This window comes from Enterobacter sp. RHBSTW-00318 (assembly GCF_014101375.1).
Taxonomy (GTDB): domain Bacteria; phylum Pseudomonadota; class Gammaproteobacteria; order Enterobacterales; family Enterobacteriaceae; genus Enterobacter; species Enterobacter ludwigii.
Map to the genome: position 1 here is coordinate 1,062,886 of NZ_JABXQH010000001.1, position 17,456 is coordinate 1,080,341.

Consider the following 17,456-nt stretch of genomic DNA (forward strand, 5'->3'; position numbering starts at 1 on the left):
CTCTTACTGTTCCTCATGGCTTGATTCAGGCTCACGATCCCACGATAAACGAGGGTCGAAGGTCATGGCCGCGAACATGGTCATAATAACGACCAGCGCAAACATTAATGCCCCCATCGCGGGATAAATACTCATCAATCCGCCCATCCGCACCAGTGCAGAGAGAACGGCAATAACAAACACATCAATCATTGACCAGCGTCCAACAAACTCGACGACTTCATAAATCAGGTGCATGCGTTCGCTGTCGCGTTTGCCATGGCCTTTCGCATCCCAGCAGAGCCAGGCAATGGCGATCATTTTTAACGTGGGTACCATAATACTGGCAATAAAGATCACCCCCGCAACGGGATAGGAGCCTTCACCCCACAGCAGTATTACCCCGGCAAGGATTGTCGAGGGCATTTTGTCACCGAGCAAATCGGTGATCATAATCGGCAGGATATTGGCCGGCAGGTACAACATGATGGAAGTCACCAGCAGCGCCATTGTCCACTGCAGGCTATTTTTACGTCGCACGTATCCTTTTGTTTCGCAGCGCGGGCACACATCCAGATCGGCTGGCAGCACAGCGGTGCAGCATGGGCAAGAACGAAGCCCCTGACGGATGCCTGGCACCCCCACCTTTACCGTCTGCACCAGCGTCGGTGCCGGCGCGATATCGTCCCACGCCCAGCGTCTGTCCACACACTGGAAGGCGCGCAGTTGCAGCACGCAGTACAGACACCAGGGTACAAAGCTGCTGCCGATACCCACATCGCCATACGCCATCAGTTTGACGAAACTGACCAGGATTCCCGCCAGAAAGATTTCGGCCATGCCCCAGCTTTTTAACTGGAACAGGATACGCGCGAGCCAGATTTTAAGCGCGAGGGGCATCGCGACGCGGTTCACCAGCAACAGAATGACGACCAGACAAAAAGCCGGGACGATCTGTACGAACAGGAGGAAAAAGGTGCCGAGGCTGGCATAGTCTTCCGAGAACATAACCCCCGGAATTTCAAGCAAATCGACCTGGCTGGTCATCCCTCCCACCTTCATATAAATGAAGGGGAAGAGATTGGAAAGCAGCAGCATGAACAACGCCGCCAGCGCATAAGCAGTGGGACGCTGCCTTGGTGCGTCCCACTCGGTTGTCAACGTCGTACCGCAACGGGGACACAGGGCTTTATGTCCGTGACCAAGCTCTGGCAACGCCACGAGCATATCGCATTGAGAGCATAATATATGCCTGTCGGCATGGTGCTGGTCACACATATTGTATCCCTGTTTATGCGCCGTTCTTCAGAGACTCAAGGTACTCCCAGCGCTCAAATGCTTCTTCCAGGGCTTTTTCAGCCGCGGACAGTTCTGCCAGTACTTTTTGAGTATAGTCATGCGATTGGGTAAAGAATGACGCATCAGCGACCTGCGCCTGCAGATCTTCAAGTGCGGCTTCCAGCTCTTCAAGACGCTGAGGGAGTCCTTCCAGTTCGCGCTGCAGGTTATAGCTTAGTTTAACCGAGGTTTTCTTGACAGTTTCTGCTTTTGTTACAGCAGGTTCGGAACTGGTTCTGGATTTAGCCTGTTTTAGCGCCTGAGACTGCGACTGCTGTCCTTTCGCATCGTGATAGCCGCCCACATACTGTCCGATTCGCCCTTCACCTTCGAAGATCCAGCACTCGGTCACGGTGTTATCGACGAACTGACGGTCGTGGCTTACCAGCATCACGGTTCCCTGATAGCCGTCGATCAGCTCTTCCAGCAGTTCGAGCGTTTCCACGTCCAGGTCGTTTGTTGGTTCATCGAGGATCAGCAGGTTACTTGGCTTCAGGAACAGACGTGCCAGCAGCAGACGATTTCGCTCACCGCCTGACAACGCGCGTACCGGCGTCAGCGCGCGTTTCGGATGGAACAGGAAGTCCTGCAGGTAGCCCAGCACATGGCGCGGCTTACCGTTAACCATCACCTCTTGTTTACCTTCCGCCAGGTTATCCATCACCGTTCTGTCCGGATCCAGCTCCGCACGGTGCTGGTCGAAGTAAGCCACTTCGAGCTTAGTCCCGCAGTGAATGCGGCCGCTGTCAGGCTTCAGCTGATCCAGCATCAGCTTCAACAGCGTGGTTTTACCGCAGCCATTCGGCCCGATCAGCGCGATTTTATCCCCACGCTGAACCTGTGCGGAGAAGTCTTTCACCAGCACTTTGCCATCAACCTGATAGTTGACGTTTTCCATTTCGAAGACAATTTTGCCGGAACGGGAGGCCTCTTCAACCTGCATTCTGGCGCTGCCCATCACTTCGCGGCGCTCGCTGCGTTCACGACGCATCGCTTTCAGCGCGCGAACGCGGCCTTCATTACGGGTACGACGAGCTTTGATGCCCTGACGGATCCAGACCTCTTCCTGCGCCAGCTTGCGGTCGAATTCAGCGTTCTGCAACTCTTCCACACGCAGGTTTTCTTCTTTCTCCAGCAGATAGGTGTCGTAATCGCCAGGGTAGGTCACCAGCTTGCCACGATCGAGATCGACAATACGCGTGGCCATATTGCGGATAAACGAACGGTCGTGGGAGATGAAGATAATGGTCCCGTTGAAGGTTTTGAGGAACCCTTCCAGCCAGTCTATCGCTTCGATATCCAGGTGGTTCGTCGGTTCATCCAGCAGCAGCACTTTCGGCCCGCTGACCAGCGCGCGGCCAAGCGCAGCCTTACGCAGCCAGCCGCCAGAAAGCGCCGACAGCTCCATGTCCGGTTCCAGTCCGAGCTGCGCCAGCACTTCATTGATGCGGTTTTCGAGCTGCCACAGACCGTGGTGATCGAGCATCTCCTGCACTTTCGCCAGTTCGTTAAGATTCTTGTCGCTCGGGTCGGTCATCACCAGGTGTGAAATCTCGTGATAACGCTTCAGGTATTCAGCCTGCTCAGAGATACCTTCGGCAACAAAATCGTAAACGCTGCCGGTCACGTGACGCGGCGGATCCTGCTGCAGGCGAGAGACGATAAGATCCTGCTCGTAAACAATACGCCCGTCGTCCAGGCCCTGTTCGCGGTTGAGGATTTTCATCAGCGTGGATTTACCCGCGCCATTACGGCCGACCAGACAGACGCGCTCGTTGTCCTCGATATGCAGTTCTGCATTGTCGAGAAGCGGCGAGTCGCTGAAAGAGAGCCACGCGCCGTGCATACTAATTAAAGACATGTATTATTCCTTTCAGACCGCGGAGATCAACCAGCAGTTATGGATCTGACGATTACGGGCAAAGTCCTGGGACAGCGTTTTTTGGCTAATTTCTTGTGCTTTCAGTCCCAGAGCAGCCAGCCCCTCATGATCCATGCGGAAGCCGCGTTTGTTATTCGAGAACATAATGGTACCGCCCTTACGCAGCAGGCGTTTCAGGTCGGTCATCAGGCGCAGGTGATCGCGTTGAACGTCAAAGCTATCTTCCATACGCTTGGAGTTAGAGAACGTTGGGGGATCGATGAAGATCAGATCAAATTGTTCGTCCGTTTCGCGTAGCCAGCCCAGCACGTCAGCCTGCATCAGACGATGCTGACGCCCGGTGAGACCGTTCAGGCGCAGGTTACGTTCTGCCCATTCCAGGTAAGTACGGGACATATCCACCGTGGTGGTACTGCGCGCGCCGCCAAGGCCAGCATGCACACTGGCGCTGCCGGTATAGGAGAACAGGTTCAGGAAGTCTTTACCCTTGCTCATCTGGCCCAGCATGCGGCGGGCGATACGGTGGTCAAGGAACAGACCGGTATCCAGATAATCGGTCAGGTTAACCCACAGGCGCGCGTTGTATTCGCCCACCTCGATAAAGTCACCCTTCTCACCCATTTTCTGATACTGATTTTTCCCTTTCTGACGCTCACGGGTTTTCAGCACCAGTTTGTTAGGCGCAATGCCCAGCACCGAAATCGTTGCCGCAATCACGTCCAGCATACGCTGACGCGCTTTTTGTGCATCAATCGTTTTTGGCGGCGCATATTCCTGCACCACAACCCAGTCAGCGTAACGGTCAACCGCCACGTTGTACTCCGGCAGATCGGCATCATACAGGCGATAACATTCGATACCTTCCTGTTTCGCCCATTTTTCGAATTTCTTCAGATTCTTACGCAGGCGGTTAGCGTAATCTTCCGCCACACCCGATGGTTTACTGTCCGCCGCTTTCTCGGCCAGATGGTAGTTTTTCTGCACGCAGTCCAGCGGGCCGTTTTTCGCCTTAAACTGGCGTTCGGCACGCAGTTGCAGACAGCTCAGCAGTTCTGGCGAGGCGCTAAACAGCGACAGGTTCCAGCCGCCAAAGTCATTTTTCATATTACGGCCCAGCAGGCTGTGCAGGGCAATCAGCGCCGGTTCGCTATCAAGACGCTCGCCGTAAGGCGGGTTGCTGATAACGGTACCGTATGGGCCTTTTGGCAGCGGATTGGTCAGGTTCGCCACGTCTTTCACTTCGAAGGTGACCAGCTCGCCGATACCGGCACGGCGGGCGTTGCTGCGCGCACGCTCAATGACGCGTGAGTCGCTGTCAGAGCCGTAGAAATGGGAGGTGTACTCCGCCAGACCTTTACGTGCACGGGTCTGCGCTTCGTCTTTGACCTCTTTCCACAGCGCCTCATCGTGCTGCGCCCAGCCGCTGAAGCCCCAATGGCCGCGGTGCAGGCCCGGTGCGCGGTCGGTGGCCAGCATAGCGGCCTCAATCAGCAGCGTACCGGAGCCACACATCGGGTCGAGCAGCGGTGTGCCTGGCTGCCAGCCGGAACGCATCACGATGGCGGCGGCGAGAGTCTCTTTGATGGGCGCCATACCGGTACGATCGCGATAACCACGCAGGTGCAGACCCGCGCCGCTCAGATCCAGAGAGATACTGGCGGTGTCGCCGTTGAGCCAGACGTTGATCCGCAGATCGGGATTTTCACGATCGACGTTTGGGCGTTCCTTATTTTTACGCGTGAAGCAGTCCACAATGGCGTCTTTAACGCGCAGGGCACCGTACTGGCTGTTGCGGATTTCATCGTTCACGCCATTAAAGTGCACGGCAAAGGTGGCATTCGGGGAGAAGATCTCTGTCCAGTCGATCATCTGTACGCCGGTATAGAGGTCAAGGTCGCTGTAAACCTTGCACTCTTTCATCGGCAGCATGATGCGTGATGCCAGACGGCTCCACATCAGGCTCTGGTAAATAAGCCGTGTGTCGCCCTCAAAATGGACACCACCCTGAACCACCTGGCACTCTTGCGCACCCAGGGTTTCCAGTTCAGTTTTTAACAGCTCTTCCAGCCCACGGGCCGTACTGGCAAACAGAGAATTCATATCGTCACTTTTACTCTTAGAAAATTGTCGCGCATTATAGCTAATATGGCGTGTATGTCATAAAGTTGAAGGCTTATTTTCATTCGAGGGGCTGTGCAGTGGCGACGTTATCCAGGCTTTTTATTCATCCGGTGAAATCCATGCGCGGGATCGGCGTTTCACACGCGCTGGCCGACATGAGCGGATTTGCCTTCGATCGTATCTTTATGGTCACCGAACCTGACGGTACGTTCATTACCGCACGCCAGTTCCCACAAATGGTTCGCTTTACCCCTTCCCCGCTTTATGACGGTTTGCATCTCACCGCGCCGGATGGCTCCAGCGTGGTGATCCGCTTTGCTGATTTTGCGCCTGTCGAAGCGCCAACGGAAGTGTGGGGCAATCATTTTACCGCGCGCATCGCCCCGGATGACATTAACCGCTGGCTGAGCGGCTTCTTCTCCCGGGATGTGCAGCTGCGCTGGGTCGGCCCGGCGCTGACGCGGCGCGTTAAGCGCCACGAGGCGGTCCCGCTCTCATTCGCGGACGGCTTCCCCTTCCTGCTGACTAACGACGCCTCCCTGCGCGACCTGCAGCGTCGCTGTAAAGCCAGCGTCCAGATGGAGCAGTTTCGTCCCAACCTGGTTGTTACAGGCGCTGACGCCTGGGAAGAGGATACCTGGAAGGTGATCCGTATCGGCAGCGTGGTATTTGATGTCGTGAAGCCCTGCAGTCGCTGTATCTTTACCACCGTCAGTCCCGAAAAAGGCCAGAAACACCCTTCCGGCGAGCCGTTAAAAACCCTGCAGTCATTCCGCACAGCGCAGGACAATGACGATGTGGATTTCGGCCAGAACCTCATTCCGCGCTCAAGCGGCGTCATCCGCGTGGGCGACGAAGTCGAAATTCTCGCCCGTGGACCCGCAAGAGTGTATGGCGCAGGTCAGGAAGAAGAGTTCGTCGACGTTGAGACGCCAGCCAGCTCGCCCGTAGACATTCACTGGCAGGGCACCGTTATCCGCGGCAACAATCAGCAGGTTTTACTTGAACAGCTGGAACAAGCGGGGATCCGCGTACCTTACTCCTGCCGGGCAGGCATCTGTGGGTGCTGTCGAATCAAGCTGGTCGAAGGGGAAGTCAGCGCGCTGAAAAAATCCGCGATTGGCGATGATGGTACAATTCTGTGCTGCAGCTGTATTCCGAAAACGTCGGTACAGCTGGAAGCTTAAACGGCCTGCTCGAGGCTGAAAGCGTCTAAGCGTTGCTGCGGTTTCAGCCTGTCATTCATTACCTTAATGGCATCCCCCAGTTGCATCGTCCGCCCGGCAATGGTCACTCCGGGCTGGGCCAGCAGACAGAGTGCGGCATTTTCGCCAGGCTCAACCACCAGCAGGCTCACCTCTTCAGCGGTATCGCTCAGGTTTACACTCGCCGCATCACCGGTGGCGGGGGCCCAGTTCATGCTGTGCGCTAAAAAATGCCAGCTTTTCGGCATTTGCGGTTTCAGGAATCGAATAGCCACTAACGCGTTTAATACCAGTTCGGCACGCTGCTCTTTAGAAAGCACCAGGTCGCGGCATTTTTCTTCAAAGGAGAAATAAAGCGCAGCGTCGTCAACACAAAAGCCTGACGGGGAGAAGGCATCCGGGGTTAACATTCGGCGAGCAAAACGGGAACGAAACAACATACCATTGGCTAAATCGAGCATCATGCGATCATGCTCGTCACAAAAATACCAGCGCCAGTTATCGTCAGGTTTAATTCGCATGTTTCTCTCCCGTCCCCAAACTTCCTGTACTAAAAATGTCCTGTTCGCCGCTTCGTTTATAACACCATTAATAAAAGACTATAATGACTAAATAAGCAACAATGACGGAATATAAAACAACCAGGGCTGGAAATAAAGCCCTGGTTGTCTGATAAAGAGAAAAGATTAGATATGAGTAACGATTTCTTTAATCAGCTGCGGTCCTTTATAAATAAAACCGGAATAGATTTGCACCAGTGAGGCACCCGCCGCCATCTTCTCGCGAGCCGCAATCACGGAGTCGATACCACCGACGCCAATAATCGGCAGTCGTCCTTTTAATTCTGCTGACAGGGCACGAATAATTTCTGTGCTTTTTAATTGTACCGGACGTCCACTTAACCCACCCGCTTCGTCACAGTTTTTCATTCCCTGAACGAGCGAGCGATCGAGTGTGGTATTGGTCGCAATCACCCCGTCAATATTATGGCGAACTAAACTGTCGGCAACCTGGATCAATTCTTCAGCAGAAAGATCCGGTGCGATCTTAACCGCGACCGGAACATATTTATGGTGGATCGCCTGGAGCTCATTTTGTTTATTTTTAATGGCACTCAGAAGATCGTCCAGTGCTTCGCCATATTGTAAAGAGCGCAGACCTGGGGTATTTGGTGAGGAAATATTCACCGCAATATACCCCGCGTAGGCATAGACTTTTTCCATACAAATCAGATAGTCATCTTTACCCTGCTCTACCGGCGTGTCTTTATTTTTGCCAATATTGATGCCTAATACACCATCAAAATGGGCTTTTTTTACGTTCTCAACAAGGTGATCAACGCCGAGGTTATTAAAGCCCATGCGGTTGATCAGCCCTTCGGCTTCGACCAGGCGGAACAGACGCGGCTTATCATTACCTGGCTGCGGACGCGGCGTGACGGTACCGATTTCGATGGAGCCAAAGCCCATCGCGCCCAGGGCATCAATGCACTCACCATTTTTATCCAGACCCGCCGCAAGACCCAGCGGATTTTTAAAGGTCAGGCCCATGCATTGCACAGGTTTTTCCGGCACGTTTTGACGCACCAGTGCGGCCAGCGGCGTTCCGGTAATACGACGTAACTGCTGGAATGTAAATTCATGAGCGCGCTCAGGGTCGAGCTGGAAAAGGGCTTTACGAACGAAGGGGTAGTACATGAACTCTCCTGGATTCCCGGTGTGCAAACCGGGAGGGGATTATGTGCGATCCGGCCCGGAAAGGGAATTGACCTGTGGCAAAAAAAACACCGTTAGACGCAATCGTTTACCTCGCAGCCCCGTTCTGATGCGCTTTTTCGCATTTTAATTGCAGATAAATCATTTAGTGGAATAACCGGGCAGTGTCACACTCCTGAAAATTGTTATGAATGTTAGATAAAAGCAAACAATTAGTTATAAGGAGCATGCATGCGCGTCATAACCCTGGCCGGAAGTCCACGATTCCCCTCTCGCTCCAGCGCGCTGCTGGAATATGCCCGTGAAAAGCTCAATGCTCTGGATGTGGAAGTATGCCACTGGAATCTGCATAACTTCGACCCCGAGGATCTGCTCTACGCCCGTTTTGACAGTCCGGCGCTGCAAACGCTGACTGAACAGCTTAAAGGGGCTGATGGCTTAATCGTGGCGACGCCTATCTATAAAGCTTCGTTTTCCGGGGCCCTGAAAACCCTGCTCGATCTGCTGCCTGAACGTGCGCTGGACGGCAAAGTAGTCCTGCCATTGGCAACGGGCGGCACGGTGGCCCATTTACTGGCGGTGGATTATGCCCTCAAGCCGGTACTCAATGCGCTAAAAGCGCAGGAGATCCTCCACGGCGTCTTTGCCGACGACTCGCAGGTTATCGATTATCAACACAAACCTCACTTCACGCCGAATCTGCAAACCCGTCTCGACAGCGCCCTGGAAACCTTCTGGCATGCCCTGCACCGCAGAGATATCCACGCCCCGGCGTTTAACCCGTCACAGGGAGTCGCCCATGTTTAAAAGATTAACCCGTCTCGGACTGGCCGGGCTGTTAGCGCTCACCTCGCCGGCCCACGCGGCAGAGACGGCGCCTGAACATTTACGCATCGGCTATCAGAAAGGCAGCGTCAGTATGGTGCTGGCTAAAAGCCATCAGCTTCTGGAAACACGCTTCCCGAAGACCACATTCTCCTGGATTGAGTTCCCTGCGGGCCCGCAAATGCTGGAAGCCCTGAATGTCGGAAGCATCGACCTCGGCAGCACCGGGGATATTCCGCCAATATTCGCGCAGGCGGCGGGGGCCGACCTGGTTTATGTCGGCGTTGAGCCGGCCAAGCCGAAGGCTGAGGTCATTCTGGTCCCTGAAAATAGCACCATTAAGACGGTCGCCGATCTCAAAGGCCACAAGGTTGCATTCCAGAAAGGCTCAAGCTCGCATAACCTGCTGCTGCGGGCCCTGCAGGAGGCGGGGCTTAAATTCACCGACATTCAACCCGTCTATTTGACGCCGGCTGATGCTCGCGCCGCTTTCCAGCAGGGCAATGTCGACGCGTGGGCTATCTGGGATCCCTACTACTCCGCAGCTTTACTGCAGGGTGGCGTGCGGGTATTAAAAGATGGCACCACGCTGAAACAAACCGGCTCGTTCTACCTCGCCGCGCGCCCGTATGCGGAAAAGAATGGCGCTTTTATTCAGGATGTTCTTAACACCTTTACTCAGGCGGATGCGCTAACGCAAAGCCAACGTCAGGAAAGCATTACCCTGCTGGCGAAAACCATGGGCTTACCTGAGCCGGTGATCGCGAGCTATCTCGATCACCGTCCACAGACCACCATTACCCCGGTGGACGCACACGTCGCTGCGCTGCAGCAGCAAACCGCAGATCTCTTCTATCAAAATCGCCTTGTTCCAAAACAGGTGAATATTCGCGAACGCATCTGGCAACCCGCAGGCAAAGAAGGAACCAAATCATGAGTCTGAATCTTTTCTGGTTTTTACCCACCCACGGTGATGGACACTATCTTGGCACAGAAGAGGGTTCACGCCCGGTTGACCACAGCTATCTGCAGCAGATTGCGCAGGCAGCCGACCGAATCGGTTTTACCGGCGTACTGATCCCCACCGGACGCTCGTGCGAGGATGCGTGGCTGGTAGCCGCATCGATGATCCCCGTGACCCAACGCCTGAAGTTCCTCGTGGCACTGCGTCCGAGCGTGGTCTCCCCGACCGTCGCGGCGCGCCAGGCGGCAACGCTCGACAGGCTCTCTAACGGCCGGGCCCTGTTTAACCTGGTCACCGGAAGCGATCCGCAGGAGCTGGCGGGTGACGGCGTGTTCCTCGATCACACCGAACGCTATGAAGCGTCCGCCGAGTTCACCCGCGTCTGGCGACGTCTGCTGGAGGGGGAAACCGTCACCTTCGAAGGTAAACATATTCACGTTCGCGACGCCAGGCTCTACTTCCCGCCGGTGCAGCAGCCGCGCCCTCCTCTTTACTTCGGCGGCTCATCAGATGTGGCGCAGGATCTGGCGGCTGAACAGGTTGATCTCTACCTCACCTGGGGTGAGCCGCCCGAGCTGGTCAAAGAGAAAATTGCCCAGGTGCGCGCCAAAGCGGCAGCGCATGGTCGCAAGGTGCGCTTTGGTATTCGCCTGCATGTGATTGTGCGTGAAACCAATGAAGAAGCCTGGCAGGCGGCCGACCGGCTGATCGCGCATCTCGATGATGAGACTATCGCTAAAGCTCAGGCGGCGTTTGCGAAAACCGACTCCGTCGGCCAGCACAGAATGGCGTCATTGCACAACGGTAAGCGCGAGAGTCTGGAGATCAGCCCGAACCTGTGGGCGGGCGTCGGCCTGGTGCGCGGCGGTGCGGGTACCGCGCTGGTCGGCGACGGTCCAACGGTGGCTGCGCGGATCAATGAATACGCGGACCTGGGTATCGACAGTTTTATCCTCTCCGGTTATCCGCACCTGGAAGAGGCCTACAAAGTGGGCGAGCTGTTATTCCCGCATCTGGATGTCGCCATCCCGGACGTACCGCAGCCCCGCCAGCTCCAGCTTCAGGGCGAAGCCGTGGCTAACGAGTTTATCCCGCGAAGAGCCGCACAAAGCTAAGGAGTTGCCATGAATGCCCCCTCACAAAAATGGTTGCTACGTGCCGCCCCGTGGTTTTTACCCGTTGGCATTGTGCTTGTCTGGCAACTCGCGTCTTCTGCCGGCTGGCTGTCGAGCCGTATTCTGCCCTCTCCGGAGGGCGTAATAGAGGCATTCTGGTCGCTGAGCGTCAGCGGCGAACTCTGGCAGCATCTGGCCATCAGCTCATGGCGTGCGGTAATTGGTTTTTCGATTGGTGGAAGCATCGGCCTGGTACTGGGTCTGATCAGCGGGCTTTCTCGCTGGGGCGAGCGGCTGCTCGATACCTCCATTCAGATGCTGCGTAACGTGCCGCATCTGGCGCTGATCCCGCTGGTCATTTTGTGGTTTGGTATTGATGAGAGCGCCAAAATTTTTCTCGTCGCGCTGGGCACGCTGTTCCCGATTTACATTAATACCTGGCACGGGATCCGCAACATCGATCGCGGACTGGTCGAAATGGCACGCAGTTACGGCCTGTCCGGTTTTGCCCTCTTTATGCATGTGATCCTGCCGGGCGCCCTGCCCTCCATAGTGGTCGGCGTGCGCTTTGCGCTCGGCCTGATGTGGCTGACGCTGATTGTGGCAGAGACCATCTCTGCAAACTCAGGGATTGGCTATCTGGCGATGAACGCCCGCGAATTCCTGCAAACGGACGTGGTGGTGGTGGCCATTATCCTCTATGCCCTGCTCGGCAAACTTGCCGACGTCAGCGCCCAGTGGCTGGAACGCAGCTGGCTGCGCTGGAATCCAGCCTATATTTCACAGGAGGCTAAAGCATGAATACTGCCCGACTGACTCAGGGTACACCGCTGCTCCTTAACGGTGTCACGAAGCGCTATGGCGAAAACACGATTCTCAACGCGCTGGATCTGCATATTCCTGCCGGACAATTTGTCGCCATTGTGGGCCGCAGTGGTGGCGGCAAGAGTACGCTGTTACGCCTTTTAGCCGGGCTGGAATGCCCCAACGGCGGCGAAATTCTGGCAGGCGCGACACCGCTGGCCACTATTCAGGATGATACCCGCATGATGTTTCAGGACGCGCGCCTGCTGCCCTGGAAAACGGTGATTGATAATGTCGGACTGGGCCTCAACGGCAACTGGCGGGATGAAGCCCGCCAGGCGTTGGCCGCCGTAGGGCTGGAAAACCGTGCGGATGAATGGCCTGCTGCGCTCTCCGGCGGGCAGAAGCAGCGCGTGGCGCTGGCGCGGGCGCTGATACATCGTCCGGGCTGGCTGCTGCTGGATGAGCCACTCGGCGCGCTCGACGCCCTGACGCGAATCGAAATGCAGGACCTGATTGCCTCACTCTGGCAAAAGCATGGCTTTACGGTACTTCTGGTGACGCACGACGTGAGCGAAGCCGTCGCGATGGCAGACCGCGTGCTGCTAATAGAAGAAGGGAAAATCGGTCTTGATGTCACGGTCGATATTGCGCGTCCGCGCCGCGTAGGGTCGGCAAGACTGGCAGAGCTGGAGGCGGAAGTGCTGAATCGAGTGATGAAGCGCGGGGTCAGCGAGCGAGCGTTAAAGACGGCTCACGGGTGACATCCTCCCTCTCCCACCGGGAGAGGGAGGATGGGTCTTTCGATCAGGCCAGTGCCTTAGCGATCTTCTCGTACAGATCGCCAGACAGGTTTTCCAGCCCTTTCAGCTGCTCAAGCGCAGCACGCATTTTCGCCTGGCGCTGTGCATCATAGCGTTTCAGACGGATCAGCGGCTCAATCAGGCGTGACGCCACCTGTGGGTTACGGCTGTTCAGCTCGGTCAACATTTCCACCATAAACTGATAACCGCTGCCATCTTCCGCATGGAACGCCGCCGGGTTGCTGCTGGCAAACGCACCAATCAGGGAACGCACGCGGTTTGGGTTGCTCATGGTGAAGGAGCGATGCTTCAGCAGACTGCGTACATTGCTGAGGACATCGGCCGCCGGGCTGGTGGCCTGCAGGATGAACCACTTGTCCATGACCAGACCATCCTGATGCCACTTGTCGTCGTACTCCTGCATCAGCGCATCACGGCATGGCAGTTCAGCGGCAACACTTGCAGCCAGGGCTGCCAGCGCGTCGGTCATGTTGTCTGCTTCGTGATACTGCTTGCTCACCAGCGTGTTTGCCAGCTCGCGCTCACCGAAGGCCAGATAACGCAGGCAGGTGTTACGCAGGGAACGTTTACCGATGTCAGCATGTTCCACACGATAAGCGTCAAGCTTATTGGCGTTGTAGATTGCGAGGAATTCGTCCGCAAGCTCGTTCGCCAGCGTACGGGTCAGCGCTTCACGCACCGCCACAATGGCAATCGGATCGATGATGTCGAACAGTTCGGCGATTTCGCCTGCGGATGGCAACGTCAGAATTTCAGCCGCCAGCGCCGGGTCAATCTTCTCATCCAGCAGGACTGCGCGGAATGCATCCGCAACGTGAACCGGCAGCGACAGCGGCTGGCCCTGCTGATGACGATTAACGTTCAGCTTGATGTAGGTCGCCAGCAGGCTTTGCGCCGCATCCCAGCGTGAGAAGTCATTGCGCGCATGACGCATCAGGAACGTCAGTTGCTGGTCGCTCCACTTATATTCCAGTTTCACGGGCGCAGAGAATTCACACAGCAGCGCGGGAACCGGCTGGAAATAGACGTTATCAAAGATAAAGGTCTGTTCCGCCTGGGTCACGTTCAGGACGTGGTGGACCGGATGACCGCCCTTCTGCAGCGGGATCACGTTACCCTCGTTGTCATACAGTTCAATACTGAACGGAATGTGCAGCGGGTGTTTTTCTTCCTGCTCTGCCGTTGGCGGCGTGCGCTGGCTGATGGTCAGGGTGTACTGCTCGGTTTCCGGATTGTAGTCGTCTTTGACGGTGACAATCGGCGTCCCGGCCTGGCTGTACCAGCGGCGGAAATGGGAAAGATCGACATTAGACGCATCCTCCATCGCCTGCACAAAATCGTCGCAGGTGGCTGCGCTGCCGTCATGACGCTCGAAGTAGAGCTGCATCCCTTTCTGGAAGTTCTCTTCACCCAGCAGGGTATGGATCATACGGATAATTTCCGCCCCTTTTTCGTACACCGTCAGGGTGTAGAAGTTATTCATCTCGATGACTTTATCGGGACGGATAGGGTGTGCCATTGGGCTGGCATCTTCCGCAAACTGCAGGCCACGCATGGTGCGCACGTTGTTAATGCGGTTCACCGCACGGGAACCCAGATCGGAACTGAACTCCTGGTCACGGAAGACGGTCAGGCCCTCTTTCAGGCTCAGCTGGAACCAGTCACGGCAGGTGACGCGGTTTCCGGTCCAGTTATGGAAATACTCGTGTCCGATGACGCGTTCAATATCCAGGTAATCTTTATCGGTCGCGGTATCGGTTCGCGCCAGGACGTATTTGGAGTTAAAGACGTTAAGACCTTTATTCTCCATCGCGCCCATGTTGAAGAAGTCGACAGCAACGATCATATAGATGTCGAGGTCATACTCGAGGCCAAAGCGCTCTTCATCCCACTTCATGGAGTTGATAAGCGAGGTCATCGCCCATGGCGCGCGGTCCAGGTTGCCGCGGTCGACGAACAACTCCAGCGCGACGTCGCGGCCTGAACGGGTTTTGAACGTATCACGCAGCACGTCGAAATCACCCGCCACCAGCGCAAACAGGTAACACGGTTTCGGGAACGGATCCTGCCACTGTACCCAGTGGCGACCGTTTTCCAGCTCGCCTTCACCTACGCGGTTGCCGTTGGAAAGCAGGAACGGATAGAGGGTTTTATCGGCAATGATTTTCGTTGTAAAGCGTGCCAGCACGTCCGGGCGGTCAAGATACCAGGTAATGTGGCGGAAACCTTCGGCCTCACACTGAGTGCACAGGGCCACGCCAGACTGGTAAAGCCCTTCCAGCGCCGTGTTGGCAGCGGGGCTGATTTCATTCACGATGCGCAGCGTAAAGCGTTCCGGCAGGTTGTCGATAACCAGCTGGTTGCCTTCTATTTTATAGTCAGACCATGCTTGATCATTGATCTGCACGGAGACCAGCGTCAGGTCTTCACCATCCAGACGCAGCGGCACAGCCGTCGCGCTCTGGCGCGTGAGCTGGCTTACCGCCGTGACAACGGTTTTAGTGGCATCCAGGTCAAAAGTCAGATCGATATCGCTAATCAGGTAATCCGGCGCACGGTAGTCGTGGCGGTATTTGGCTTGTGGCTGTTGTGTCATAGAAAACCTTATGCATCGTTTGTCGAATAACGAATCCAGTCTATTCCTGTTGTGTAAAACGCGCTATGCAGAATGTTCATCTTTTCAGGTACAAACACCTTTTTCGCTACATTTGTATAATATGAACTCATAATTTTTAAAATCGATAAAGATCGTCCAGGAGCGCATTAAACAAGGGATGAGCGACATCGAGGCAAAGCATTATTAACGAACTTTAACGAACTTCACAGACCACTTTTGCCCCATCCATGCCCCATGGCTGAATTATGTCAACACCAGACACCATCAGCGTTCTAGGCGAGTTGGCTTAAAATTCACTTCAACGAACGCCCCAAAACACGACTACTTGCATCTGGCATCTTGACAGACAAACCTACCGCGCTTTTAATACTGTATATACAAACAGTGTCAAGGGTGTATTTATGTTCGTTGAATTGGTATATGACAAACGTAATGTTGATGGACTGACTGGGGCAAGAGAGATCATTCTGGCCGAACTGACAAAGCGGGTGCACCAGATTTTCCCTGATGCCGAAGTGAGGGTGAAGCCGATGCAGGCGAACGCTTTAAATAGCGACGCCAGCAAAAGTGATCGGGAAAAACTGAACTGCATGCTGGAGGAAATGTTTGAAGAGTCCGATATGTGGCTGGTTTCTGAGTTCCCGACTGTTCGCCAGGTTAGTCTTTAACTATCTCTCGGGTAATATTCACAACGATTGCTCGGACATGAACACTGAGCAATCAGCCGCCGCCCATTCTTGCATACGATGGGCAGCGGTTTTCTTTACGAAGCAGGTTCTTGAGTCTCTTTTGCCATCGCCTCTTTCTGGCGCTGATTCCAGACGCTGTTTTCAGGCATGTCCAGGCGAACATCAATCCAGCTGTTAGCCGGTACGTCGATCGGCTCCCCTTTTGTTTTTACAATCTCACCTTCATCGCCCAGCATGTATTTGCGCTTAAACAGACGGATTGTCAGTTCGCCGTTATCGGTTTTAACTGCCTCAACTACGCCAAGTTCTCCCATGCCGCTAGGGTCCATTGGAGGCAGTAACTGCCACCCATCAGACGCCAGACCTGCCGAACCTGTGAGAACATAAACGCCGACATCAAGCCGTGAAATAGTAATGCCCTCTGCCTCGGCGTTCGCCGCACCACAGCCGCACCATAAAAAACCATCATCAACAATATCGCTTCGCTGGTTTTCTTCTTGAGATTTAATAATGCGTGCAACCGGCGAGGCTGCTTTTAGTGTTCCATCGCTGGCCTTAGTGGTATTCGCAGTAGAATAGAATTCAGCCCAATTGCTGCCGCCTGTGGAGGAGTTGATGTTACGTGCAAAAAATCTCACCGTGCCAGCTAACGGAGAAAACCATTCTGACTGATAACCACTAATACTCATGCGTAGACACCCACCGCCATAATCTGGAGTTGGAGGATCGGGTTGGCCAGTATAAAAACCTGTTGGTTGTGAATAAGAGTACCCAGCTAAATCACCGCCCAAACCAAATGCTGACCCTACCAATAGAACATGACCGGGTGATGTGCCCGTATCCTTTGTCGCTGATGTTCCTAAACCAAGGTTTGTGCGAGCGTCTGCGGCGGTTTTCGCACCAGTGCCACCCTGGCCAACGCTGAGTGCGGTAGTCAGGCCACTTAGGCTGGTTATATCGCTGTTAGCCCCTTTCTTCGCCAGTGATTTCTGGCCTGGTACTGTGACGGCCACACCGTTAATCGTGATAGTGACGTCTGTAGTACCGTTCATCACATCAGCGAAACCGCTCATGTAACGCTGATACATAGTGAAGGTTTCAGCGATGTCCTGCGCCAGACCGTCAACGCTAAGGCTGTCGCTCAGAAGAATTGCATATTTGGTTCCAGCAGGGATATCAGGGTTAGCAGCTGGCGTAACGGTGAGAGAGGTTGCGCTTCCAATCGCGGTAATCTGGAAAACCTGCGCTGGGCTGGTCATTGCAATAACGGTGCAGCCGTTGCGGATCAGAGAACCTGCGGCGGTAAAATTAGTACCTGTGCCGGTGACATTGTTACGACTAATAGCAATGGTGCCTGTTGTGTAAATCATATTTTCTC

14 protein-coding genes are annotated in these 17,456 nt (G+C 55.0%); 7 read left to right on the forward strand and 7 right to left on the reverse strand.

Going from position 1 to position 17,456, the window contains the following annotated elements:
• Nucleotides 1-3: 3 nt before the first annotated feature.
• Genes pqiA through rlmKL form a run of 3 tightly spaced genes read right to left on the reverse strand, consistent with a single transcriptional unit; the run spans nt 4 to nt 5,299 of the window.
• Entirely contained in the window at nt 4-1,257 is a 1,254-nt protein-coding gene (gene pqiA, locus HV157_RS05305; protein ID WP_020884797.1) for a membrane integrity-associated transporter subunit PqiA, read from the reverse strand.
• Nucleotides 1,258-1,270: 13 nt separating this feature from the next.
• Nucleotides 1,271-3,178, reverse strand: a complete 1,908-nt coding sequence (locus tag HV157_RS05310; protein WP_014169423.1) for an ABC transporter ATP-binding protein — start codon at nt 3,176-3,178, stop codon at nt 1,271-1,273.
• Nucleotides 3,179-3,190: 12 nt separating this feature from the next.
• Complete coding sequence (gene rlmKL / locus HV157_RS05315) at nt 3,191-5,299, reverse strand: bifunctional 23S rRNA (guanine(2069)-N(7))-methyltransferase RlmK/23S rRNA (guanine(2445)-N(2))-methyltransferase RlmL (protein WP_014169422.1); 2,109 nt, start codon at nt 5,297-5,299, stop codon at nt 3,191-3,193.
• A gap of 98 nt (nt 5,300-5,397) precedes the next feature.
• Between rlmKL and HV157_RS05320 the strand changes: the two genes are divergently transcribed.
• Entirely contained in the window at nt 5,398-6,507 is a 1,110-nt protein-coding gene (locus tag HV157_RS05320) for a YcbX family protein (RefSeq protein WP_182268430.1), read from the forward strand.
• On the opposite strand, the gene zapC is transcribed toward HV157_RS05320, so the two are convergent.
• Together zapC and pyrD are read right to left on the reverse strand one after the other, a co-directional pair.
• Nucleotides 6,504-7,046: a cell division protein ZapC gene (zapC, locus tag HV157_RS05325; RefSeq protein WP_182268429.1), complete on the reverse strand. Its 543-nt coding sequence runs from the start codon at nt 7,044-7,046 to the stop codon at nt 6,504-6,506. The two genes, HV157_RS05320 and zapC, sit on opposite strands and share 4 nt — an antisense overlap.
• Before the next feature lie 165 nt (nt 7,047-7,211).
• Nucleotides 7,212-8,222: a quinone-dependent dihydroorotate dehydrogenase gene (gene pyrD, locus HV157_RS05330; RefSeq protein WP_041162521.1), complete on the reverse strand. Its 1,011-nt coding sequence runs from the start codon at nt 8,220-8,222 to the stop codon at nt 7,212-7,214.
• 249 nt (nt 8,223-8,471) lie between these two features.
• On the opposite strand from pyrD, the gene ssuE reads away from it, so the two are divergent.
• The 5 genes from ssuE to ssuB are packed head-to-tail and all read left to right on the forward strand — an operon-like array spanning nt 8,472 to nt 12,712.
• Entirely contained in the window at nt 8,472-9,047 is a 576-nt protein-coding gene (gene ssuE / locus HV157_RS05335) for an NADPH-dependent FMN reductase (RefSeq protein WP_032681324.1), read from the forward strand.
• Nucleotides 9,040-10,002: a sulfonate ABC transporter substrate-binding protein gene (locus HV157_RS05340; RefSeq protein ID WP_182268428.1), complete on the forward strand. Its 963-nt coding sequence runs from the start codon at nt 9,040-9,042 to the stop codon at nt 10,000-10,002. Before ssuE ends, HV157_RS05340 begins: the two co-directional genes overlap by 8 nt.
• Nucleotides 9,999-11,144, forward strand: a complete 1,146-nt coding sequence (gene ssuD / locus HV157_RS05345; RefSeq protein WP_182378404.1) for an FMNH2-dependent alkanesulfonate monooxygenase — start codon at nt 9,999-10,001, stop codon at nt 11,142-11,144. The genes HV157_RS05340 and ssuD overlap by 4 nt, the downstream gene beginning before the upstream one ends.
• A 9-nt stretch (nt 11,145-11,153) precedes the next feature.
• Entirely contained in the window at nt 11,154-11,945 is a 792-nt protein-coding gene (ssuC, locus tag HV157_RS05350) for an aliphatic sulfonate ABC transporter permease SsuC (protein WP_182268426.1), read from the forward strand.
• Complete coding sequence (gene ssuB / locus HV157_RS05355; RefSeq protein ID WP_182268425.1) at nt 11,942-12,712, forward strand: aliphatic sulfonates ABC transporter ATP-binding protein; 771 nt, start codon at nt 11,942-11,944, stop codon at nt 12,710-12,712. Before ssuC ends, ssuB begins: the two co-directional genes overlap by 4 nt.
• 43 nt (nt 12,713-12,755) lie before the next feature.
• Here the strand turns inward: ssuB and pepN are convergent, their stop codons facing one another.
• Nucleotides 12,756-15,368: an aminopeptidase N gene (gene pepN / locus HV157_RS05360; protein ID WP_063925140.1), complete on the reverse strand. Its 2,613-nt coding sequence runs from the start codon at nt 15,366-15,368 to the stop codon at nt 12,756-12,758.
• 422 nt (nt 15,369-15,790) lie between these two features.
• Between pepN and HV157_RS05365 the strand changes: the two genes are divergently transcribed.
• Nucleotides 15,791-16,057, forward strand: coding sequence for a DinI family protein (locus tag HV157_RS05365; protein WP_182268424.1), 267 nt, complete (start codon nt 15,791-15,793; stop codon nt 16,055-16,057).
• A gap of 95 nt (nt 16,058-16,152) precedes the next feature.
• On the opposite strand, the gene HV157_RS05370 is transcribed toward HV157_RS05365, so the two are convergent.
• Nucleotides 16,153-17,448 (reverse strand): phage tail protein, encoded by a 1,296-nt coding sequence (locus HV157_RS05370; RefSeq protein ID WP_182268423.1) that lies wholly within the window; start codon nt 17,446-17,448, stop codon nt 16,153-16,155.
• Nucleotides 17,449-17,456 lie beyond the last annotated feature (8 nt).